The sequence below is a fragment of the Chitinophaga sp. RCC_12 genome, from assembly GCF_041360695.1.
In the GTDB taxonomy this organism is placed as follows: Bacteria; Bacteroidota; Bacteroidia; order Chitinophagales; family Chitinophagaceae; genus Chitinophaga.
This window is the reverse complement of record NZ_JBFUPS010000005.1, coordinates 138275-162326: the sequence shown is the minus strand read 5'-3', so window position 1 is coordinate 162326 and position 24052 is coordinate 138275. Positions and strand designations below refer to the sequence as shown.

The window sequence follows — 24052 nt, the reverse complement described above, 5'->3', positions numbered from 1 at the left end:
TCATTAATTATCCTTTCTAAAATATATGAAAACCAGCATAATATGAAATATATATGGTTTAAAGCTTTAACGCCTCACCTGGGCGCATTAATCCTTTTTGTGACCCTGTCGTTTGTGTTTTGCAGCCCCGTACTGGATGGCAAACAACTATTGCAATCGGACATGATGCATTACAAAGGCATGCAAAAAGAAGCGGCCGATTACTATGAAGCTACCGGCGATATTCCTCTTTGGACCAACAGCATGTTTGGCGGTATGCCTACTTATGTCATCTACACCGGTCCCTCCACCAATAAAGTAGGCATCCTGAACCGCGCGTTTGCCTTATACCTCCCCAACCCGATAGATATGTTTTTTGTGCTGATGATGGGCATGTATGTGCTGCTGTGTGTACTCGGGTTTAAATACTGGATACGGATAACCGGGGCTATCGCCTATGGCTTTGCCACCTTCACTATTACCAGCATCGACGCGGGGCATATCACCAAGGTAATGAGCATGGCCTACATGGCGCCGGTGCTGGGCGGCATCATCCTCGCCTACCGCAAACAATACCTCGCCGGCGGAAGTCTCACTGCCCTGGCGGCAGCGGTGATGATCTACAACAACCACCCGCAGATCACTTATTACACCGGCATCATTGCCTTATGCGCAGCCGTAGCCGCCGGCATACACGCCTTCCGCGAAAAGCAGCTGCCGGCGTTTCTCAAAGCTTCCCTGCTATTACTGGCAGCCGGTATCCTGGCGATCCTGCCCTCCATGGATAACCTGCTTATCATGAAAGAGTATACGAACTATACTATCCGGGGCAGCCAATCGGAGTTAACGCAGCCGGATAAAGCCGCCAAAAAATCCGGCGGCCTGGATATCGCCTATGCATTTCAATGGAGCTACGGCAAAGGAGAAACTTTTACCATGCTGTTGCCTCACCTGGTAGGCGGGTCTACTGCGGAGAAACTGTCGACCAGCTCGCATGTTTATCAAACCCTCACCGATATCGGCGTGCCGCCGGCAAAAGCAGCGGAAGCCGTGGAGCGTCCGTCGTGGCAACTATACTGGGGCGGCCAGCCTTTCACCGGTGGCCCCGTTTACATCGGCGTGATCATCTGCTTCCTGTTTGTGCTTGGCCTGTTCATCGTTCACAGCTGGCATAAATGGTGGCTGATAGCCGCCACCATCATCGGCATCCTCCTCAGCTGGGGCGCCAACTTCCCGGAACTGAACAACTTCCTCTTTTATCATCTTCCGTTATACAGCAAGTTCCGCGCGCCTACCATGGCGCTGGTGATTCCCCAGGTAACAATGGTGATCCTCGCATGCTGGGCTTTACAGGAGTTATTATATGGCAAGCAGACAAAAGCCTGGCTCGAACAACATCTCAAAATGACGCTGTATGTAACCGGCGGCCTGGTATTACTGCTGGCCATTGGCGGCAGTGTGGTATATGCCTTCAATGGCCCCAACGACAGTAACATTCTTGCGCGGTATACACAAATGCTGGGAGGCGAAATTCCCGCAGCCAGGTTATTGAATGCCCTCAAACAGGACCGTAGCAGCATCCTGCGGGCCGATGGCATCCGCGCACTGGTGTTTATGCTGATCGCCTTTGCCGCCCTCTGGTTCTCCCTGAAAGAAAAATTAAAACCGGTATACGCAACAGGCATCATCGCCTTTGCAGTACTCTTCGATCTTTTCCAGGTGGATAAAAGTTATCTTAATGAAGACAGCTTCATGGAAGTGTCCCAACTGGAAAACTATATTGCCCCATCCCCGGCAGATGAAATGATCCTGCGCGATAAAGATCCGTATTACCGGGTGCTCAACGCTACCACCAATCCTTTCCTCGATGCCAATACCAGCTACTTTCATAAATCCATAGGCGGCCAGAGCCCGGCGAAGCTCTGGATCTATGAAGACCTGATCCAACACCAGCTCACCAAAAACAATATGGCCGTGTTCAACATGCTGAACGCCCGCTACTTTATTGTGCCCGATCAGCGGAGCGGTCAGCCGGTGGCCCAACGCAACCCCGGCGCCCTGGGCAACGCCTGGTTTGTAAAAGCCATCCAATGGGCGCCCAACGCCAACGCAGAAATGAAAGCACTCGATCATTTTAACCCGGCAGATACCGTGATCATTGACCAGCGCTTTCAGCAAACCACCGGCGCCTTCACACCTGCGGCCGACAGTAATGCGCGCATCGTTCTGGATAAATATGGTCTCAACGAACTGAAATATACTGCTGTGAATACCGGGGCGGGCCTCGGCGTGTTCTCCGATATTTATTACCCTGCCGGTTGGAAAGCCTTTATCGACGGAAAGGAAACACCTATCCTCCGGGTGAACTATGCCCTGCGTGGCCTCGTGGTACCGGCAGGAAAACATGAAATTGTATTCCGGTTTGAACCGGCCACCTTCTTCCTCGGAAGAAAGATCTCCACGATATCCTCTATCGGATTACTGATAGCGGTAGCGGCAGGATTTATCCTGGCATGGAGGAAGCAGGCCACCACATAACACAACACTATTTTCATCACAGCAAACAAGACTTCTGTCACATTGTAAATAAAGGATTCATGCGGGCAGTTATTTTTAGGGAATAAAGGAGAACCCCGTTCTCCACCCAAAACTATCCGCTATGTTCAAAAATTATTGCAGGCACGGCTGGAGAAATCTCCTTAAAAACAAACTCTCCACCCTTATTAATATAGGGGGCCTCTCCATTGGTTTGGCTACCGGCATCATCATCCTGTTGTGGATCCATGGGGAAGTCAGTTATGATTCCTTCCACCAGCATAATACGGACATTCATCTGCTGATGAATAATCAGTACCACGAAGGCCGGTGGTTTACTGGCGACGTTACACCGGCGCCACTGGCAGAGAAAATAAAACGGGAGTTCCCCGAAGTAAAATATACTACGCGCCAGGTTTATGGCGGGCAGCAACTGCTCAGCACCGGTAAGAAAAGTATTTACCAGCAAAGCGTGTATGTAGATCCTGACTACTTCAACATCTTTACTTTCCCGGCTATATCCGGTAACCCGGTTGCCGCCCTTCAGGACCCCGGCGCCATCATACTTTCGGAAAGTGCTGCCCACAGGCTGTTTGGCGACAAAGACCCTATTGGCAGTATTGTTAAACATAATAATCAGCATCACCTCCGGGTAGCAGCGGTGATCCGCGATGCACCGGAAAACAGTTCCATTCAATTCGACGTAGTACTCCCCTTCCGCCTTTATGAACTGGAGAATGCCGACTGGATCAACCGCTGGGACAATTACCGTGTTGGCAGCTTTGCGCTGTTGCAACCGGGAAGCGGCGTGGATGGCTTTAACAAAAAGCTGAAGAAGGCAAGGCTCACAGGTACCACGGATAGTACCAGCTACCTGTTTGCTTATCCCTTCACCGCGCTGCACCTGCACGGTGGTTTCAGAAATGGTGAGCCCAGCGGCGGCCGGATAGAGATCATGATGCTGCTGGGCACCATCGGCCTTTTTATTTTACTGATTGCGTGTATTAATTTTATGAACCTTTCCACGGCACGTGCAGAACGCCGCGCCAGGGAAGTAGGCGTAAGAAAAGCGCTTGGCGCCTCCCGCATCACCATCATCTTTCAATTTCTCATAGAAGCGCTGATCATCACCTTTGGCGCCTTGCTCCTGGGTATATTGCTGGTGAAACTGGCGCTGCCGGGCCTCAACAGCGTATCCGGCAAAAATATCCACCTCGATTTTATGAACTGGCAGGTATGGACAGGGATATTATTGCTGCTCCTGTTCACCGGCCTCGTTGCGGGTAGTTATCCGGCCTTTTTCCTCAGCAGCTTCCGGCCTGTAAAAGTATTGAAGGGCGTGATATCCACCAATCGTGGCGGCGGGCTATTCCGGAAAAGCCTGGTCACCTTCCAGTTTATCATCTCTATTTTTCTCATTATCTCCACCATCGTGATATACCGGCAGTTGCAATACGGCGAAAACCGGCCGGTGGGTTACAACCAGGATAATCTCCTGGAAATACCCGCCCGCGGCGAAATGGCTAACAAGTATAACCTGCTGCAGGAAGATCTGCTGCGTATTCCTGAAATAGAAAACGTGTCTGCCGGTACAGACGACCTGCTGCGGTTTGGCGGCGCCACCGATGGTATTGCCTGGCCGGGGAAAACAGCGGATCAGAATTTCCCTGTTAATATTACCTGGGTGAAATACGACTGGGTAAAAACTGCCGGGCTGCAACTGGCCGCAGGACGCGATTTCAGCCCCGAGTATGGCAGCGATTCCACCGGGTGCCTGGTGAATGAAGCCGCAGTAAAGAAAATGGGATTGAAAGAACCGGTGGTGGGTACGTTACTCGGCACTAATCCGATCATCGGGGTGGTGAAAGACTTTGTAATTAATAACCCTTACCAGGCCGCGCCACCGCTGGTCATCTATTTAGGCAACGGTCCTGTAAGTCATATTTTTGTGCGGCTCCGTAAAACAGATCACCCGGAAACAGCCCTTGCCAAAATAGAAGCGGCTCTCAAAAAAAGTAATCCAGAATTTCCTTTTGAATTCAGCTTCACCAAAGAGGCCTATCAGAAAATGTTCAACGGCGTGCGTTCGTCGGGCTTCATGTTCAACTGGACCAGCAGTCTCGCTATCCTGATCTCCTGCCTGGGATTATTTGGTTTATCTACCTACCTCGCAGAACGGCGCAGCAAAGAAATCGGTATCCGTAAAATTATGGGCGCCAGTGTAGGCCGGATCTGGTATATGCTCGCCAAAGAATTCCTGAAACCGGTATTCATTGCCTTTGTGATTACGGTGCCGCTGGCGGTGCTGGCCATGCAGGCCGCCCTGCGCAATATAGATTACCGCATATCACTGCAATGGTGGATGTTCGCGGCGGCAGGCATACTTACTGCGGTCATTGCATTACTGACCATCAGCTACCAGGGTACGAAAGCTGCGATGGCCAATCCTGTAAAGGCATTGCAATCGGAATAAAATAAATCAGGAGTGGGTAAGCAGATGTTCCGGCGCTTCCAGCAACGACTGGGTTTGCAGTAACATCTCTTTCATCTTCATCTTAAAGCGGGTGGCAGCAGATGTTTCATCCGGTATAACGGTTTCCTGCAGCTCACTCTGGAAGAGCACCTGGAGATTTCCTTTCAGTCTGTACAGATCGCTCTGTTTAGCCAAACCGGCAGCAAATCCTGCTTCCCTGATCGCCTGTTGCTGATCGGGTTCAAAAGAAGCTGCATACCAGATAACCGGCACCTGTTTCAGGCGTTTGATCTTTCTCAGCTCACGCAAAAAATGAGGCGTTTCATCTGAAGGTAACAGGCTGTCTAAGAAAATGTAATCCGGGACAAGGCCGGGGTGCTTCTTAAAATAGTCCAGCGCTTTGCTGGTGTTATCCTGCGCAATGCAGGCCTTGCTCACATTCAGGAGGTCCAGCGCAAGGTAAAACTGGTTACGCCGGTCGCGGTCCGGATCAATTAGTAAGCTGATTAATTTCTCTCTCATTGCAGGGCAGTTTTAATGGCAGGATAAATCGGTAACAATTCGTACTATGAAAAACAAAAGAGGAAAAAGAAAAGTTGTAACTGCTGCAAAAGTACAGCAGGAAATGTTCCTGAAAAAATCAGCGACCGGCAATAGCCCTCCTTTCTTCAGAAAAGAAACACAATTAACAAAAACACAACAGATCGGGCACCTTTACATTGGCAGGATCACTTTAAAATCAGCGCCCTTATCCGGTACACCGTTCGCATAAATTCCTCCTTTATGATTCAGTACGATTTTATTACACAGGGCCAGCCCTATTCCTGTTCCTTCATAGGTAGTACGGTCGTTTAACCGTTGAAAGATCTGGAAGATTTTATCGGCATAAATCTGGTCGAACCCGATACCATTATCCGAAACTGTAATGGTGCAGTAGGTTCTGCCCGGGTCCAGATCCGGTAATGCCACTGCGTCGGCAGCGCTGAGCGGCTCCGCGTAAATGTTGATCACCGGCTTTCTTCCGGGCGACAAAAACTTAATAGCGTTACCGATGAGGTTATGAAACAGCTGGTTCATCTGCAGCGGGCTTACGGTAAGCCTGGGCAGTTCTTTTGCGTCAATGGTAACTTCATGCTGACCGATCACCACTTCGAAATCCGTCAGTACATTTTTCAGTATTTCGTTGAGATCTGTTTCCACAAACGGATCTTTTACGTGCACCAGCCGGGAGTAATCCAGCAGTTCACTGATCAGGAGCGACATCCGTTTGGCGCTTTGCATTACTTTCTCAATGTACATCCGCGATGTTTCCGAAAGGATATCTTTGTTCACGTTATACAGCATCCCTGCAAAAGTGTGGATCTTCCGGAGGGGTTCCTGCAAATCGTGGCTGGTTACATAGGCAAACTGTTCGAGTTCGCGGTTTGATTTTTCGAGATAGAAGTTTGCTTCCACCAGTTCTTTGGTTCGCAGTTCCACCATGGCCTCCAGCTTAATGGCCAGCTGCATATACTGGGCTTCACTTTCCTGGAGCGCCTCGAATAATCTCTTTTGCTGTGTAATATCCCTGGCTATTTTGGATGCGCCGATTACATTTCCCCGCAGGTCTTTTATCGGAGAGATGGTCAGGGAAATATCCAGCAGTTGCCCGTCTTTGGTGACGCGCTTTGTTTCAAAATGATCTACCCTGTTGCCCGATCTGAGCTGCTCAATGATCCGGGTTTCTTCGTCCAGTCTGTCTTCCGGGATAATGCGGGTGATGAGTTCCCCTTTCATTTCTGCGGCAGTATACCCGAACAACCTTTCTGCGCCGGGGTTCCAGCTGGTGATCACACCATCCAGCGTTTTACTGATAATGGCATCATCTGAATTTTCCACGATGGCGGCCAGCCTGGATACATATTCTTCCGCGGTTTTCTGATCGGTAATATCTACCAGCATATTCACTGCACCTTGCAGATTGCCGGCGCTGTCAAAAATCGGGTCGGGGTATGGCTGGATGATGCGCCTGGAGCCATCGGGTCTTTCTATCATGATCAACTTCCCTCTCACCGGCACGGCGCCTTTGATGGCCTCTGCCATCGGGCAGCTATCCAGGTCAATGGGAGTAACGCCGTCGGGGTCGTATATTTTCCAGGAACCGCACCACATGTCTACTCCTGCAACGGGCGCCCGGCCCCACAGTGTAACGGCAGCTGTATTATAAAGGAGTACGCGGCCTTCCTTATCACAGGTATATACAGCGGCGGGCAATGCCTCCAGCAATTGCCGGTAATGCAACCCCGCACCTTGCTGCTGGAGCTTTTCCCGGCAGAGCCGCATCTCTGCAGCCATGTACGGCAGGTAACCATGATAGGCCTTGTGTACCGGGGTAGCGCTGCGAACCACCTGCGCAGCAGGTAAGTGCGCATAACCCACCGGAACAGACACGGTAAACGTGCTTCCCTCGCCGGGAATACTGCTGATCTGCAACTCCCCGCCGTGCAGAAGAATGCCTTCATTGGCTACGGTCAGGCCCCGGCGGTTCCGGGGCGGCCCCTGCAATGCAGCGTTGATTTCAGACAACAGGCCGGGCGTAATGCCGATACCCGTATCTGCTATGGAAAGCAATACCTGGTTGCCCTCCTGCCTTAGCCTCACGGCCACTCCACCCTTCAACGTATAGCTGATCGCGTTAGTGAGCAACGACAACAGGATCTGTTCCCAGATGTCCCTGTCTATATAAATATCTTCCGGAACAATATCCAGGTTAATAACAAGGGTTAATCCTCCTTCCCGGATCACCGGTTCTACCTGCTCCAGGAGTGTCCTGGTGAAATTGCCCAGATCTGTTTTAACAAACGTAGGCGCCTTGCCGTTATGCAGGGCTGCCCCCATGAACAGGAGGCCGGTATCGCCGGAATCGTCTCTTACAGGCATACCATTAAACTGGTAGCAACTGCCATCCGGCCGCATCAGCTGTAGCTGTGGAGCTGTTACCGCCGCATCAGTGGCCGACCACAAGGCAGGCCATACCGTTGCTGCCGGTTGTCCCATGGACAATGGATGCTGGCTGCCAAGTAATTCCCGGCAGGCATCATTATAAATAAAAATGCTTTCGTTACCCCAGCATAACAGCATGGGTTGCACGGAGGAGAGTAAAATCTGGATACAGGTCTTTAAACTTTGCGACCAATGATCTGCCGGCCCAAGGGGAGTATCTGTCCAGTTAAAAGAACGGATCAGCTCACCCGTTTCACCTCCACCGGAGGGAAACTTATCTGACGCCGCAGCCGGTTCACCTAAAGTTGCCTTTGTCGGGGCATTTATCATTGTACAAAATATATAATCCTAAAATATCTACTGGTTGATTCGTAAGATGGGGATGCCATTAAAATTCCACAATCAACTATAAAACCGTGTAATAAAATGCACAATCATCATCTATTCCGGCTTCATTATAAAACTGATCCTTCCGTTCGTTTCCATATATGCCTGCTCTATTTCAGCAAGCGAGGCCTTCAGTGTTTCCAGTCTCAGGCTCTCCATGAGATCGGATTTACTCAAACACGCCTTATTCATATTCTCCCATTTAATTTCTCCTGCATCATATAGCAGCAGCGGCTTTCCTTTTACCAGGCGGTTGATCATATTGCTTTTCAAAGAGATCCAGGCCAGGCTCCGGTTGATAGCCACCATCACAGCGGCGGCGGCTACGGTACCTAAAAACGGCGAGGCGCCCACAATCACCTTGGCCAGCACTGCTCCCATCATAATTACAATAATCGTGTCGAAAGCGGATTTCTTCCCAAAAATGCGCATCCCTCCCAACCGGATGAGGGTCAGGGCAACAAAATACATGGCTACCGCCCTGACAGACATCTGCAGCACATTTAACTGATCGCCTTGTCCCCACAGGTTAGCCGCGGCATTCATTTTTCAGGAAATTTTATTTGCTCATAAGCAGGAGCTGCTTCTATATATCCAAGTGGCGTAAACTGTTTTCCTTCCTGCTCATTATAGGTAATAAAGAAAAGCTCTATTTCCCGGATGGTTTGCGCCGACACCGCATCCACTCCTTTATATAACTTGGATACCACCGGCACCGCTATGTAACGGTCGTTCCGGACAATGGCGCCATCCCTTTCCTTCTGCTCTGCTTTGATAGCGCCCAGCAAACGGCATTTGATCATGCAGCCGGGAAAGCTTTTAAACTCAGAGATCACCATCACGTCCAGTGGATCTCCATCAGCCCCTTTGGTTCCCAGGATAAAACCAAAATCATATGGGAAAACCATACCGGCGGGTAATATTTTACTGAGTACAAAAAACCGCGATGCAGGGTCGAAATCGTATTTTTCACTACTCCCTCTCGGAGTTTCAATGACAACAGGTAACTCTTTAATGATCATACGCACATTTTGTTGGTCTGGTTAAATAGGATAAAGAGGACTCAGCTGCGAAGAAACAAAAAAAGGACCAACCAACCCACATAAGGCATAATGATTGTACCGCAAAAGATAAACTTTGCGACATGGATACCTTTAACATACAACTCGGCAATCACGAAACCGGGGTTACGCGCCGCGACGAAGATGTGTTTATCGTTCGTCTTCCTGAAAAAACTATTTACGTGGAAAAAAGGCAGGACAATGAAGGAGCTAACCACTGGTTTGAACAGGGCAAGGATAATGAAACTTCCCTCACCGCTAATATTGGGGCCGCCATTGAGAACTGGCTGGCGAAACATAATTCCTGAACTTTATTTAAAAAAAAATACTGCCTGCTTATCTTGCAGGCAGTATTTTTACAGAGATGCTGATCACTGGTTTCCTTTATTATAAAAGATGAACAATCCATCTTTGCCGGCGACGATCACATCTTTTTTGCCGGATCCCGTAAGATCATGCGTCACAAAATATAACCCCGCTCCTTTTGATCCATAGCTGATCACCTGTTTGGTGAAAGAAGCGCCGTTCCATTTAAAATAATAGATACCGCAGGGATCATCGGAACCCGGGTCATGATCATTGTGCGCACGGTAACGCTTTCCGGTGATCAGCTCCGGCTCCCCATCACCATCGATATCTTCCCACAGCATGGTATGATATTGCGAATTGAAAGGATCAATAGCATGTTTGATCCATAGCCGCTTATTTGTTTTGCTGTCCTTCTTTTGCTCGTACCAGTCGAGCCCATAATCATGCCCCTGCCCTGCTATAAGATCAGGCAATCCATCCTTGTTTACATCGGCTACTATTACCGGCACGCTGGCCGTGCCAAGGTTAAACTCCGGATGGAAAATCCATGCAGCACTATAAGGCGATGCCGGCGCTTCTACCCAGCCTTCCGGCACCACCAGGTCCGTACGTCCGTCACCGTTAATATCCCCGCTGCCCAGGCCATGGCCCGATTTGCGGTCCAGTATTGTATGCGCCGTAAATGCTGCACTGCCTTTGGTATAATGATATACCACCAGCGGATCATTCGGCGTATTGGGAATTATTTCGGGAATACCGTCGCCATCCAGGTCCCATGCGCGGGTGGTTTCAATATTGCCGGGAGTGGCGATCACGTGTTCTTTCCATTCATTGTCGTTCCCCGGGTTCTCCTTCCATACCAGCGTTTTCCCAAACCAGCCGCCGGTCACGTAGTCCATGCGGCCATCGCCGTTTACATCAAAAGGAATGGTGGAGAAGTCATCCCAGTATTCGCCAAACTGCTTTACCGGTCCAATATAATGACGCTTGAAGTAAGCCGGTCCTTCATACCAGTAAGCACCGGATACCAGGTCGGGGATCTTGTCGTTGTTCACATCCATCACGGCGACCGATTCATAGCTTTCAGCAGCGATCTGCCGCTTTTCAAACTTCAGGGGCGCAGGCCCTTTGGCAGATTGGGCGGAAACCACTGCAGTGAATAACAATAATCCAGCAACAGGAACAAGGTATTTTTTCATATCGAACAGTTAAACGTGGAATAGAACAAGATAATGAATACCTGTAATAAACTATCCTGTAGTGTCCTGATGGATCAGGAAATATCCCCGCTGGTAACCGCTCAGGCAGGATTACGCAGTACTTTGATCAGTGCCGCCACTTCTTCATCTGCATAACCCGCTGCCGCTGCTTTCTTAAACAACGCGGAAGCAAAGGCCGGGAACGCAGTATTGATACCAGCTTCACGGGCGGTGGCTTCCAGCCGCGCCGTGGCTTCTATGGAAATTCGCATAGGGCTCTCCGTTACCTGGAAATTATTGGTATGGATCATATTGCCTTCATGCAGGAGGAAGTCGCCAAAGGTGGGCGTAATGCCAGCTACAATGGCAGCATACTGGTCTACTCCCAGGCCCTCCGATTCCGTGATCCGTACCCCGTGCAGGAAACCGATCGCCGATCCGTAGATATACGATAAGGTGGCCAGGTCCATCGTGGGCGCAGCGCCAATAGCCGCACCAAGATAAGAGAGGCCGCCGCCAAATACCTGTAGCACGGGCGTAAGCAACGTGTAGGTACTTTCTGCTCCCGAAACCAGGATCGGCGTATCCGGCCGGCCCATTTGCGACGGGGCTGCCTGGATAGCGCCATTCATATAGGCGGCCCCGTTATCACTGGCCCAGGTGGCGGTAAAGCGTGCTTCCGCCGGACTGATAGTTGTAAGCTGTAATAAAGTACGGCCGGCAATGGCGCTTCGTACGGGTGGTGTATCGAGTATGTCCATTGTAACGGCGTGATTGTATACGCAGATCACCGTAACGGGGCTTGCAGCAATGGCCGATGCGGCATCCGGCGCCAGCACCGCTCCCTCCGTAATGAGCGCCGCTGCTTTTTCCGGGCTGCGGTTCCATACGGTTACTTTGTATCCTGCCGCCAGTAAAAGCTGTGCCAGCGTAATACCCATCGCGCCTAAACCAATAACGGTAACTGCGCTTCCTTGCTTAATTGTTTGTGTCATACATTCAGCATTTTATAACACAAACTTCCACAGAACAGCGCAGAGAAAAAATAAGGGAATAATTATTCCCTGCGGGAATCTTTATTCCCCGTCCGCCAATAATTCTTTAAAATTGTGGAATAAATACCTGTATATGTACGAGAGAAAAATACCTGAAGACCTGGAATGCGGTATTAATGTGAGCATGAAAGTACTGAGCGGCAAATGGAAAGCCTGTATCCTGGACAGTATCAGCAAAGGTATCCGCAGGCCGAGTGAGCTGCATGCCGCTATCAATACCGCCGCCCCGAGGGTGATCAATATGCAGCTGCGCGAACTGGAAGAGTATGGAATGGTATGCAAAAAGATCTTTCCGGGCATCCCGCTGAAAGTGGAATATTACCTCACTGCTGTAGGAGAAAGTATCCTCCCGGTGGTGGTAGCTATTGATCAATGGGGACTCAATAACCGGGAGCACGTGATCCGCATGCAGGAAGCCCTGCAATAATGTATTAATTGAAAGCTGCCTCGTCTTCCGGGGAAAAATCCCCTTTGGCAAAATGCAGGGTAAAGCTGGTGCCGCTTTCGGGCAAACTTGCTACTTTAATAGTGCCCCCATTCTGGGCCGCAAACTCCCCGCAGAGCAATAAGCCGAGGCCCGTGCCACGTTCACCATCTGTACCGTACTTCGGATGCTGGTGGGAAGTGAACAGGGTGCTGAGTTGCTGCGGCGACATGCCCACACCGTGATCGGTAATAGTAATCACCACATCCTCTGCTATCAGCGCCGTTACTTCTATCTGCCCGCCGGTATAACTAAATTTCAGCGCATTGCTGAAAAGATTCCGGAGGATCACCGACACCTGGTCGCGGTCCGCATACAAAGCCGTAGTTACGGGTATCTGCAATTCTACTGTAATTTGTTTTTGCTGTATGATCAGTTCAAAAAAATGAAGTACTTCTGTTACTACGGGCGCCAGTAAAAAATGCCGGGGCCGGGTTTGGATCCCCTTCATGCTGCGGGTACTCCAGCGTAATACGTTATCGAGCGTAACACCCAGCTGCGATACTTTTTTGTGCAGCACGTCTGCCGCTTCCTCCATGTCCTCGCGGGGATATTGTCCTTTCCGGAACATGTCCAGCAGGCTTTCCAGTGTAGCCAGCGGACTGCGGATATCATGCGCCACAATAGAAAAAAGTTTTTCCTTATCCTTGTTCATCGATACTAATGCCTGTCGCTGCTGCTCAATTTCCTGCTGGTAGTCCGCCTGGATATACTTAAAAAAGCTAAGCGCCACCACTACAAATAATAATGCCACCGCCACGTTCCACCATACCCTTTCCACCGGCACCGGTGGCGCCAGGTACCACGACCGCGGCATAAATATAATCAGCATAAAAGCCGTGATCACCAGCACGCTCAGGCTCCCCACTATCCATTTGTTATCGTAAATCAGGATCACGATAAAAAGAATGTTCAATAAAAAATATTCCGCCCCGTTATGAAAATAAACACCGGTAAACGTATAGATCAGGATGCTGATACAGATCAGCACTATCCTTGCGCTGAGATACATCCGGTACTTATGGAATATCAGTACCAGCACGGAAGTAGTGGTGGTAATAGCATTCAGGCCCGCCAATATATACCTGCCCTGGATCGTATTTAAGATGCAATAAAAAAACATGAAAGGAATACAGGGCAATGACAATAAATTCAATAATTTTGTGCGCCTGGATTCTATATAGGGCATAGCAGGATGCACACCAACATTCACGATGTTGTTCCAGTGATATTCGGCTGAACGGTATAGAAATTGCTTGACTCCCTGCAGCATAGATGCCGTAAAGATACTTTATAACGTTTGTCGGCGGAATATTTTTTTACCCCTCTCCCCACTTCCTTTAATCCAATTATTTATTTTTTTAATTTATTAAGATGAACAAAAAAGTACGAGATCACTTTTTTATCGTCACGGGTGGGCCCGGCATGGGCAAAACCGCTATCATAGCGGTGCTGCGTGAACAGGGACATATCACCGTTCCGGAAACGGGCCGGGAAATTATCCGGCAACAGGTAGCTGCCGGCGGACAAGCATTGCCCTGGGCCAACCGGCAGGCATTTGCCTGGCTGATGTTTGAGCAGTCTCTGCAGGATTACCTGGAACAGCCAGCCGCCGGCCGCCCCGTTTTTTTCGACCGGGGCATTGCGGATACCATCGGTTACCTTGAACTATGCGGCCTGCCCGTTCCGGAAGAAATGGAGCGTGCCGCCGCCTTATACCGGTACCATCCAACCGTATTCCTCACCCCTCCGTGGAAAGCCATTTATGAACACGATAAGGAACGTAAACAATCTTTTGAGGTAGCCGTGCAAACTTATGAAAGCATGATAAAAGTATACAGCCGGCTGGAATATAAGCTGGTTCAGCTCCCCGAAACCACCGTGGCGGAAAGGGCGGCATTTATACTGGATAGCACCCTGCATCTTCCTTTATAAACAACCATAAAAATATTATCTTCCTGTATGCTCTTTAACTATTTGAAAATAGCCCTTCGTCACCACCGGAAAAACAAGCTGTATGCTGGCATCAATATCATTGGCCTGGCCATTGGTATCAGCTGTGTTTTGCTGGCATTTTTATATCTGAAAGATGAAAACAGCTTCGACCGGTTTCATCATCAGAACCCGCATCTTTACCGTATCACCACTGCTGTAACCCAACCGGGTAGCAGCCCGCAGTGGACGGGCAGCACCGGTCAGTTACACGGCCCGGCTTTCAAAGCGCAGGTACCGGAAATAACCGCCTACACCCGGGTGATGGGCGGGGATATTTACGGGGATATCATCGCCGGCAACAAAGTACTCAAGCAACAGCTCCTGTTTGTAGACCCTGGCTTCTTCCAGGTCTTTTCTTTTCCCCTGGTAAAAGGCGATTCCGCCACTGCACTCAACGACATTGGATCGGCCGTTATTACCGAAAGTACGGCCCTGAAATATTTTAACCGTACAGATGTAGTAGGTGAACTGCTCCGGATGGACGCCGACCCTTCTGCCCGGCGCCTGGGAAAACCACTGGTGATCAGCGGCGTAGTGAAAGATCCTCCCATACATTCTTCTATCCGGTTTGATGTGTTACTTCCCTTCCGGTTTATGCAGTTGTCGTTTAACGACACCGACTGGAACAATGTATATCTTAGCACGTTTGTGGTTACCCGGCCCGATGCCACCATAAATACAGTCACGCAGCAACTAAACCGGGTGCACGCAGCCTATGCAAAGGATCATAACGCAACCGCCCTCAGTTTTGGCCTGCAAAGGATCACCGACATTCACCTTCATCCCCTCTATTCACCCGACGGCAACCGCGAAGGCGGTGTGATCAATGGCAGCAACCCGGTATTTGCCTGGATCTTTATAGGCATCGCCGTATTTATCCTGGTAATGGCGGGTATTAATTTTATCAATATTACACTCGCCGGCTCCCTGAGAAGAAGTAAAGAGGTAGGTGTCCGCAAAATTAATGGCAGCAGCAGTATACAAATCATCAGTCAGTTCCTGACAGAATCCGCGCTGCTTTGCGCCATCGCCCTGCTGCTGGCCTTTGTACTGGCTGCCGCCGCGCTGCCGGTATTTAATGAACTATCCGGAAAAGCCATTTCCATCCAGGCAATATTGCAGCCGCTAACAGGACTGGCCGCCGCCGGATTGCTGTTGTTCATCATTGCATTAACCGGCGCTTACCCGGCATATACGCTCGCCAAGTTTAGCGCCATAAAAGCCTTTTCCGGGCACCAGCCGCTCACCGGCAGGAATATACCCGGACGCATATTGATTGTTACACAGTTTTCGCTGGCCGTATTTTTCCTCATTGTTACCGCCCTCTTTTACCGGCAGATGGATTACGTGCAATCTAAAGACCTGGGCTATCGCCCCGAACAGGTAGTGGTAACGCATATCAGCGGCGACCGCAACCTCAAACAGGTGCAGGATATCCTGAAAAATGAACTGGCCAGTGAACCCGGCATCACCGGCCTTTCTTTTGGAGGTGAACGCGGTGGCGCCAGCGCGGTACATCTTCATGATAAAGAAATCGCAGCCGTCCACCGGGTGATCGATAAACACTACCTGGCGGCATTGGGTATCACACTTAAAGAAGGCCGGAACTTTACAGACAACTGGTCCAATGGCGTAATCGTAAACGAAGCCTTTGTAAAAACTGCCGGGCTCCAAAATCCCATTGGAACACCCATCCGCACGGATGAATATTTTGATAAGGAAATGAGGACGATCACCGGCGTGGTGAAAGATTTTCATGCCGGCTCCCTGCGGGAACGCATTGCGCCGATGGTGATGATCATGAGCCCCTGGTACGGCGGCGACGTATGGATAAAACTGGCCCCTCGCAGGCAACAGGCCGCATTAACCGCAGTGGCGGCCGCATATAAAAAGGCGTTGCCGGAAACCGCCTTTACCTACAGTTTCCTCAACGACCTGAATGCGCAGGAATATGCGCAGGACCAACGCTGGAAAGTAATTATCCGTTGGGCGGCATTACTGTCGGTGCTCATCTGTTGCTCCGGGTTATTCGGGCTTGCGCATATTGCTACCCATCAACGGATGAAAGAAATCGGTATCCGGAAAATACTTGGCGCCGGCGTAACCAGCATCATCACCCTCTTTTCAAAAGAGTTCCTGCAACTGGTAGCCATTGCTTTTATAACAGCCGCTCCCCTGGCCTGGATAGTGATCCATCGCTGGCTACAGGGCTTTGCCTACCACACTGGTATCAGCGCATGGATCTTTGTGGCTACAGGCAGTTTTACGTTACTCATTGCACTGGCTACGGTTAGCTTCCAGGTGATCCGCGCTGTTGGCGCTAATCCGTTGAAACACCTGAATGCCGGCTGATAATATAAAGGAACAACGCCGGACATTTCAGCAGGAAAAAACTATATTTATGCCCGGCACCCCTCCGCTACCAGGGGATAAAAGTGAACAATTATCCTGATGACAAAGACTACTTTCTTTCAAAAAATCAGTACCGGATTGTTATGCGGTTTACTCTCGCTAACGGTATCTGCGCAGCAAAAACCTAACATCGTTATTATTTATGCAGATGATCTCGGATATGGAGATGTAAGCTGCTACGGTATGAAAAGGATCCAAACACCGCATATCGACCGGCTGGCGCAGCAGGGCATCCGGTTTAGCAATGCATATGCTACCTCTGCTACGTGTACCCCTTCCCGTTTCGGCATCTTAACAGGCAAGTATCCGTGGCGGCAAAAGAATACCGGCATTGCCCCCGGCGATGCTTCGCTGATCCTTCCCACCGACCGCCGCACCCTTCCCGGCATGTTGAAAGACGCCGGCTACCAGACCGCTGTTATTGGTAAGTGGCATCTTGGTCTTGGCGACGGTACCGGGATCGACTGGAACAAATCCATCAGTCCCGGTCCCCTGGAAGCAGGATTTACCTATTCCTTTATTATGCCCGCTACCCTCGATCGTGTCCCCTGTGTATTTGTGGAAGATCATCATGTAGTAAATGCAGATCCCAATGATCCTATTGAAGTAAACTATAAACATAAAATAGGCAATGATCCCACCGGCCTGGAAAATCCGGAAAAGCTACGCATGCATCCGGATCCGCACCAGGGACATAACCAAACCATCGTAGACAGCATCAGCAGGATCGGCTGGATGAGCGGCGGCAACAGCGCCCGCTGGAAAGATGAAAACATTGCCGGGATCATCACCCGCAAAGCCATCGACTTCATCAGCAAAAATAAACAACAACCATTCTTTCTCTATTTCGCCAGCGGTGATATCCACGTACCCCGTTACCCCAACAGTATGTTCCGGGGTAAAAGTGGCATGGGCCTGAGAGGAGATGCTATATTACAGCTCGACTGGACCGTAGGCGAAATTGTAAAAGCGCTGGACAGCCTGGGGCTCACAAAAAACACGATGATCATTTTTTCCAGCGACAATGGCCCCGTGCTTAACGACGGATACCTGGACCAGGCAGCAGAACTGGCCGGCAGCCACCACCCCACAGGACCTTTGAGAGGCGGCAAATACAGCGCCTTCGAAGCCGGCGCCAGGGTACCTTTCATCGTTAAATGGCCTGCAGGCATCAAAGCAAAACAAACTTCCAACACACTGATCAGTCAACTGGACCTCTTTGCTTCCCTGGCCCGTTTAACCGGCCAGTCCATCCAGCCCGGTGAAGCGCCGGACAGCTTCGACATGCTGCAACAACTGCTGGGCAAATCCCGTCAGAACCGCCCCTACCTCGTTACACACGCGGGCACCCTCGCCATTATCTCCGGCGACTGGAAATATATTTCACCTTCCAAAGGCGCAAAACTCGACCGCGACGTCAACATCGAACTGGGCAACGACACCGCCCCACAACTCTACCACCTGACCACCGACGCCGGCGAACAACACAATGTAGCCGCACAATACCCGGCCAAAGCATCCGCACTGGCTGCGGAGCTACAGGCAATACGCGATAAGCCATAAGTTAAATAGGGGCTTACCGCGAAGGTTGTCTTTCCCGCTGATTACGCTGATTATGCTGATTTTTTTGATTGATCATTTTGGATTTTAAAGGATTTGGGGAGATATAAGCGAAAATATCCGCTTATATCTCCCCAAATCCTTTAAAATCCAAAGAATAAAAATCCGGCAAATCAGTATAATCAGCGTAATCAGCGGGAAAGACAAAATCCGCTGCATTATCTCGCATGGGCAGCCCTGTAGTGTTCCAGCAGCAGGTCGCCGCCGAAATCGTTTTTCAGGTCCCGCACGATGGTGTGGATGTGGTTGGCGTTATTTTGGGTATTGTCGTATTCGATAATGAGGCCGGGTCCCTGAATGCGGTAGTAGCAAGGATTGCCCAATGCATGTACTGTGCTGCCGGCCCATGTAAACCACAGGTTATCCAAACCATCTTGTTGGATATCCTTCAGCATTTTATCGGCAAACAGTTTGGTGAAGCGATGCACATATACGTTAATGAGTTGGAGTAACAATTGCTGATGGGCGGGGCTCAACTCCTTGAAACGGATGCCTTCCGGGTGTGCAATCATGGCGTTGCGGCTGTTGCCCGTAATGATTTCTGCGGGTGCTTTGGTGGTTACCAATGCCTGCTGTAACTCCGGCGGCGATAAGGCATGCACAAGGTCAAAGGCCAATGTTGTTTCTTCTTTCAGTACCTCCTTATCTTTTTGTGGTCCATCCAGTACAATAGCAGGATTTGCCCCCAGGAAAGCCGGGGTACCTGCTACCAGCTCTTTTTTATCTGCCGAAAAATTAAATGCCACATGATGCCCCTCAAACCGCCAGCCCCAGATAGTATTGGCGGCAGGCACACCAAAAATGGTGACGAAGTATTTGCCGGGGTCACGGTAATGATCATTCTCTTCCCGGTGTTCCAGCTGTTTCAATACCTGGTCCAGCTGCATGATATCATTCACCTTCTTCACCGTGGTTTCGCTCAGCGCCGTATTCAATAAATCCATGAGCGCTTTTCGTTGCGCCGGGTTCAGCTCATTTACAGAAATACCCTTCCGGTCGTCCCGGGGAACATACGCAAAATGATAGCGCTCACCGGTATCGAAAGGAAAGAGTGTTTGTGCCTGCTGCGCTTTACTCAGCAACCGGATAAACCGGTTTGCCTTTTCAGACATCTCCTGCGCCTGGAGAGGCCCGGTGCATACGCAACAACCAATAATGAATAACAGGACCAACCGGTGCATAAGGAGCATTTGAATAACGTGGAAAAATAATAACAGATAAATATAGTCGATCAGCAACGATTCTGCAACCTTATGCCGGAATGAAAAAAATCAAAAAAATGATTAATTTAGAAGGATACCCCTTATACATAACATTATGCCGCCGAAAAACCCTGTTAAATTAACCGTATCCGATTTTATTCACCAACACGAAGTGATTGCGGAGCTGGAAAGTTTAAAGAAAACCTTTGATCCTGCTGCCAGTGGTGGCAGGCCCCTGATCGTTTCTGACGTGTTGGATGCCGATGGTCATCAATATGTAAACCTGGTACAGAAAGGCGGCGGCGTATTTGGTATTGCCCTCGTAGGATACACTTATATCCTGGAAGAAATGGGTATCCGTTTCCTCCGGCTGGCCGGTACCAGCGCAGGAGCCATTAACACGGCGCTGATTACAGTGATTAAGAATAAGTCGGATAAAAAGTCAGCGGAAGTATTACAGGCCATCTGCGACCTGGATTTCTTTTCACTGGTAGATGGACATCCCGCCGCACGCACGCTGATCAAAAATTTTATTACCCGGAAAAATTATATCGATAAAGCCAAAAATAAGCTGTTGGCGGTACTGGCAGCATTTGCACTGCTGATAGTGGGTGACGTGGTGCTGGTGGGATTGAGCAACAAATATCCCGCGCTGTATGTATGGACCGGCATCTGTTTTATCCTCAGCGGATTTTTATCGCTGGTGATTGGCATCGGTGTTTCTTATATGATTGATCTTTTTAAAAGATTGAAGAATTCCGGGTATGGAATAAATCCCGGAGATGTTTTTTATGACTGGATCAAACGGTTGTTGCTGGAAAACCAGGTGGCCACGGTAAGCGATCTGAATAGGAAAGCGGCTATTTGCCCGGCGCTGCAACTGCGCGTACCTAATCAAAGCGGGCTCGAAGAACTGAAAGGAGATGTCACCTTTATTGCCTCCGAACTGGTTACGCAGAATAAGATCCAGTTCCCCGCTATGTGCTCACTATTCCGCACGGATGTGGATACACTCTCCCCTGCCGGATTCATCCGCGCATCCATGTCTATCCCACTCTTCTTTGAATCTTATATGATCAATGATATTCCGGCAAACGACATCCGGATCAAAGACGCCTGGAAAAAGTTTTTCGGTATCACGCAGCCGCCTTCCACTGCCCGCTTTGTAGATGGGGGGATCCTGTCTAATTTCCCGATCAGCATTTTTTTTAATCCCAACGTAACGGTGCCGAGGTTGCCCTCCTTTGGCATCGACCTGGACGACAGCAAGCCTGCCGATAAACAGGAAAATGCCTTCAGCTGGTCGCTCACCGGGTATTTCGGACGTATGTTTAATACCATCCGTAACTACTACGATAAAGACTTCCTGCTTAAAAATGAAGTGTATCAGCGCGGTGTGGGAAAAGTGGACTTGTCGTCCGATCAGTACAACTGGCTCAACTTCTTCCTGTCTGATAAAGATAAAATCGACATGTTTGTACTTGGCGCCAAAGCGGCCTGCGAATTTCTAAGAAACTTCGACTGGGAAACCTATAAAAACGACCGCACTGATCTTCAAATCCAACTCAAAAAATAAATATGGAACTCGTTATTTCAAATGCCTGGTGTTGGTTATGTTTTTCTGCGGCCCTGCTGCTGGTCACCGCTTTTATTATGCTCCGGCAGGCGCGCCAGTTCTTCCTCCTGGATGTGGTGGTACGCAAGTTCAGTATCATCGATCTGCAGTTCCCCGCTTCTTCCAAAGAAATCCCGGAGCTGATCAAAGGGATCTACGCATTGCCTGCCCCGCAGCAATCACGCACACTTTCAGCCCTCCACGGGCAGCTGTGGGTCGACTTCCTTTTTATGCCGGCCTTTTATGGCAGCATCTTTTTGTTATGCATACAGGTGGCAAATAAAATGACGCCCGCCGGCGAAATATTTTTTGAATGCATGGCATGGCTTCAGCTCATCGCGTGGTTGTTTGATGTAATGGAAAACTGCTACCTGCTCAATAAAATAAAACCAGGCGTAACGCCTTCCACTCCCGAAGTACACAAGGCATATCAACAAATGGTGTTTGCCAAATGGATCCTGTTATTAACCGGCATCGTATGCGCATTCTCTGCATTGCTGTTTTTCTGGGTGTCAGGGAAATATGAAACCAGGTCGCTGCACTACCTGTTAATACTGACAGGAGAAGGAGTTGTATTCGTTATAGCGCAGGTAATAGCCGGCAGGCGCAAAGCCCCGGAAGATACAGCACCGGTGGCATAACAGCTATTAGTAAGATGTAAATTTATTTAATCATTCCACGTTTCACGCTAATTTCCATGAACACGATGCAATCCAGAAGACATTTTATTAAAAGCGCGGGGCTTGGCCTCGCAGGGATCGGGTTTCTTCCTGTGCTGGGCCCTGTTGGTCAGCTATGGCGACCCTCCGTGTTGCTACCACACGCCCTTCCTGAATCGCAGGGAGTATCTTCCCGCGGCATCCTTTCTTTTATCGAAGCCGCCAATGCTTCCGGCATCAGCTGGCATAGCTTCGTATTATTAAGGCACGGGCATATTGTAGCCGAGGGTTGGTGGAATCCTTACTCGGCGGAATTTACACACTCGTTGTACTCCTTGTCGAAAAGCTTTACCAGCACCGCAATCGGCATGCTGGTAAAAGAAGGCAAACTGGATATCCAAAGCACGGTCGTGTCGTTTTTCCCAAAAGACATACCGGCTAACCCATCGCCTAACCTGCAAAAAATGACGGTCAAACACCTGCTCACCATGAACACCGGCAATGGCGCAGACACCCTGCCCCCCATGCTTAAATCAACTAAAACCTGGGTACAAACTTTCCTGGAACAACCGGTGGAATTTGAACCCGGCACGCATTTCCTGTATAACACCGGCGCTACCTATATGCTGGGTGCAATCCTCCACGCCATCACCGGGCAAACCCTGGAGCAGTACCTGGCTCCGCGCCTGTTTGAGCCGCTGGATATAACCGGGTACGACTGGGAAACCTCGCCGCAGGGGCTGAATACCGCCGGGTATGGCCTCCGCGTTAAAACAACAGATATCGCCAAACTGGGGCAGCTATATCTGCAAAAAGGAAAATGGAATGGCAAAACACTTCTCACCGAAAGCTGGGTAAAAGATGCCACCGGCTACCAGACCTCCTCCCAGGAAGGTAATGGCGACTGGGCGCAGGGATATGGCTACCAGTTCTGGCAATGCAGGCACGGCGCCTACCGCGGCGATGGTGCTTTCGGACAGTACTGCATCGTAATGCCTGATAAAGATGCGGTGCTGGCAGTGACCAGTCAAACCGCCGATATGCAGCAATCCCTTAACATCATCTGGGAACACCTGCTCCCCGCACTTCATGACGGCGTGCTGCCGGATAATCCACCGGAACAGTCGGCACTCAAAACAGCGCTGGGTCGTTTAGCCTTGCCCGTGGTAACAGGCAACATGGCTAAAGACACCGCCTCCCGGTACCAGCGCAAAACCTGGACACTGGACAAAAACGATTTTAACGCCACGACCATGCAGTTCGATTTCTCACCAGCCGGTTGCACCTGGACCACACAAACAGCCGAAGGCGTGGCCAGTATCCGTTTGGGTTGGGAAAAATGGGTACTGAACAAAGAACGGCAGCTCTATAAATTTCCGGAAGTGGGATTGAATCATCAGCCCACCAAAGTAGCCGGCACCGCTACCTGGATCAACGATAATACGTTGCAGCTGAACCTCCGCTTTGTGGAAACACTGCACGGCGACAGGATTCAATGTGTTTTTGAAGGAGATAAACTGACCGTTACATTCCTAGATAGCTTAACTGCCATGTCTGCCGGCAAGGCCGATAGCCGGAAACCGTTGAGTGGAGTGATGAAGGGTTAAGCCGGGTGAGTATTGTTCTGGATATTTGAGTAACACTGCTCATAGATGGCCCGCTTTGAGAGCGGGCCATTCTCACAATTGTCGCATATCGCCCTCAAGAATGTCGTTTTAACCCACCCTCTCATCACAGTAACAGCGCTACCTTTATCTTACAAAATCATATTCACATGGCAACTGTAAAAGAAAAACCCGCAAAAGGCAAGCTGAACAAGCAGTTTAGCGCAACCCTGCAGAAAAGCCCCAACGCTGGTGGCTGGACCTACGTAATATGGCCGGATTCAGTGGCATTTTTCGGCACCCGTGGCCTGGTAAAGGTAAAAGGCACCATCGACAACCACCCTTTTCAAAGCTCGTTTATGGCTTTGGGCGATGGCACTCATAAACTGCCGGTAAAAGTGGAACTGAGAAAGCTGCTGGGAAAAGAAGCCGGGGATACCGTAACGGTAAAGCTTACGGAGCGGCTTTAAGGGGAGATAGT

Annotated in this window: 19 protein-coding genes; 11 read left to right on the top strand and 8 right to left on the bottom strand. The window is 49.9% G+C overall.

Annotation, left to right across the window (positions count from 1 at the left end):
• The first annotated feature begins 42 nt into the window (after window positions 1-42).
• On the top strand, window positions 43-2517 hold the full coding sequence (locus tag AB6805_RS16490) for a YfhO family protein (protein WP_370910534.1): 2475 nt from the start codon (window positions 43-45) through the stop codon (window positions 2515-2517).
• A gap of 121 nt (window positions 2518-2638) precedes the next feature.
• The gene (locus AB6805_RS16485) at window positions 2639-4987 is read left to right on the top strand and encodes an ABC transporter permease (RefSeq protein WP_370910533.1); all 2349 of its coding nucleotides are present in this window, start codon (window positions 2639-2641) and stop codon (window positions 4985-4987) included.
• A gap of 6 nt (window positions 4988-4993) precedes the next feature.
• Here the strand turns inward: AB6805_RS16485 and AB6805_RS16480 are convergent, their stop codons facing one another.
• From AB6805_RS16480 to AB6805_RS16465, 4 genes are all read right to left on the bottom strand, one after another.
• Window positions 4994-5509: a hypothetical protein gene (locus AB6805_RS16480; protein ID WP_370910532.1), complete on the bottom strand. Its 516-nt coding sequence runs from the start codon at window positions 5507-5509 to the stop codon at window positions 4994-4996.
• Between the two features lie 192 nt (window positions 5510-5701).
• Window positions 5702-8299, bottom strand: coding sequence for a PAS domain S-box protein (locus AB6805_RS16475; RefSeq protein ID WP_370910531.1), 2598 nt, complete (start codon window positions 8297-8299; stop codon window positions 5702-5704).
• Between the two features lie 111 nt (window positions 8300-8410).
• A complete protein-coding gene (locus AB6805_RS16470; protein ID WP_370910530.1) occupies window positions 8411-8902 on the bottom strand; it encodes a DUF421 domain-containing protein in 492 nt (163 codons plus the stop codon).
• Window positions 8899-9378, bottom strand: coding sequence for an inorganic diphosphatase (locus AB6805_RS16465; protein ID WP_370910529.1), 480 nt, complete (start codon window positions 9376-9378; stop codon window positions 8899-8901). Before AB6805_RS16465 ends, AB6805_RS16470 begins: the two co-directional genes overlap by 4 nt.
• A gap of 122 nt (window positions 9379-9500) precedes the next feature.
• Between AB6805_RS16465 and AB6805_RS16460 the strand changes: the two genes are divergently transcribed.
• Window positions 9501-9725 carry a hypothetical protein gene (locus AB6805_RS16460; RefSeq protein WP_370910528.1) on the top strand — a complete coding sequence of 75 codons (225 nt, stop codon included), beginning with the start codon at window positions 9501-9503 and terminating at the stop codon, window positions 9723-9725.
• 63 nt (window positions 9726-9788) lie between these two features.
• Here AB6805_RS16460 and AB6805_RS16455 read toward each other — a convergent pair whose 3' ends face one another.
• Complete coding sequence (locus AB6805_RS16455) at window positions 9789-10925, bottom strand: FG-GAP repeat domain-containing protein (RefSeq protein ID WP_370910527.1); 1137 nt, start codon at window positions 10923-10925, stop codon at window positions 9789-9791.
• Between the two features lie 101 nt (window positions 10926-11026).
• The gene (locus tag AB6805_RS16450; protein WP_370910526.1) at window positions 11027-11920 is read right to left on the bottom strand and encodes an NAD(P)-dependent oxidoreductase; all 894 of its coding nucleotides are present in this window, start codon (window positions 11918-11920) and stop codon (window positions 11027-11029) included.
• Window positions 11921-12053: 133 nt separating this feature from the next.
• Here AB6805_RS16450 and AB6805_RS16445 point away from each other — a divergent pair, with 133 nt between their 5' ends.
• Window positions 12054-12407: a winged helix-turn-helix transcriptional regulator gene (locus AB6805_RS16445; protein WP_370910525.1), complete on the top strand. Its 354-nt coding sequence runs from the start codon at window positions 12054-12056 to the stop codon at window positions 12405-12407.
• Between the two features lie 4 nt (window positions 12408-12411).
• Here the strand turns inward: AB6805_RS16445 and AB6805_RS16440 are convergent, their stop codons facing one another.
• Window positions 12412-13737, bottom strand: coding sequence for a sensor histidine kinase (locus AB6805_RS16440; protein ID WP_370910524.1), 1326 nt, complete (start codon window positions 13735-13737; stop codon window positions 12412-12414).
• A 101-nt stretch (window positions 13738-13838) separates the two neighbouring features.
• Between AB6805_RS16440 and AB6805_RS16435 the strand changes: the two genes are divergently transcribed.
• The 3 genes from AB6805_RS16435 to AB6805_RS16425 all read left to right on the top strand — a co-directional run bounded on the left by AB6805_RS16435 (window position 13839) and on the right by AB6805_RS16425 (window position 18434).
• Window positions 13839-14399 carry an AAA family ATPase gene (locus AB6805_RS16435; protein ID WP_370910523.1) on the top strand — a complete coding sequence of 187 codons (561 nt, stop codon included), beginning with the start codon at window positions 13839-13841 and terminating at the stop codon, window positions 14397-14399.
• Window positions 14400-14426: 27 nt separating this feature from the next.
• Complete coding sequence (locus AB6805_RS16430) at window positions 14427-16811, top strand: ABC transporter permease (RefSeq protein ID WP_370910522.1); 2385 nt, start codon at window positions 14427-14429, stop codon at window positions 16809-16811.
• Window positions 16812-16910: 99 nt separating this feature from the next.
• Window positions 16911-18434 carry an arylsulfatase gene (locus AB6805_RS16425; RefSeq protein ID WP_370910521.1) on the top strand — a complete coding sequence of 508 codons (1524 nt, stop codon included), beginning with the start codon at window positions 16911-16913 and terminating at the stop codon, window positions 18432-18434.
• 215 nt (window positions 18435-18649) lie between these two features.
• Here the strand turns inward: AB6805_RS16425 and AB6805_RS16420 are convergent, their stop codons facing one another.
• Window positions 18650-19672 (bottom strand): DUF3500 domain-containing protein, encoded by a 1023-nt coding sequence (locus tag AB6805_RS16420; RefSeq protein WP_370910520.1) that lies wholly within the window; start codon window positions 19670-19672, stop codon window positions 18650-18652.
• Between the two features lie 136 nt (window positions 19673-19808).
• Between AB6805_RS16420 and AB6805_RS16415 the strand changes: the two genes are divergently transcribed.
• The 4 genes from AB6805_RS16415 to AB6805_RS16400 all read left to right on the top strand — a co-directional run bounded on the left by AB6805_RS16415 (window position 19809) and on the right by AB6805_RS16400 (window position 24041).
• Complete coding sequence (locus AB6805_RS16415) at window positions 19809-21269, top strand: patatin-like phospholipase family protein (RefSeq protein ID WP_370910519.1); 1461 nt, start codon at window positions 19809-19811, stop codon at window positions 21267-21269.
• 2 nt (window positions 21270-21271) lie between these two features.
• Window positions 21272-21949: a hypothetical protein gene (locus AB6805_RS16410; RefSeq protein ID WP_370910518.1), complete on the top strand. Its 678-nt coding sequence runs from the start codon at window positions 21272-21274 to the stop codon at window positions 21947-21949.
• Window positions 21950-22014: 65 nt separating this feature from the next.
• On the top strand, window positions 22015-23574 hold the full coding sequence (locus AB6805_RS16405) for a serine hydrolase domain-containing protein (protein WP_370910517.1): 1560 nt from the start codon (window positions 22015-22017) through the stop codon (window positions 23572-23574).
• 167 nt (window positions 23575-23741) lie between these two features.
• A complete protein-coding gene (locus AB6805_RS16400) occupies window positions 23742-24041 on the top strand; it encodes a DUF1905 domain-containing protein (RefSeq protein WP_370910516.1) in 300 nt (99 codons plus the stop codon).
• Window positions 24042-24052: the final 11 nt, after the last annotated feature.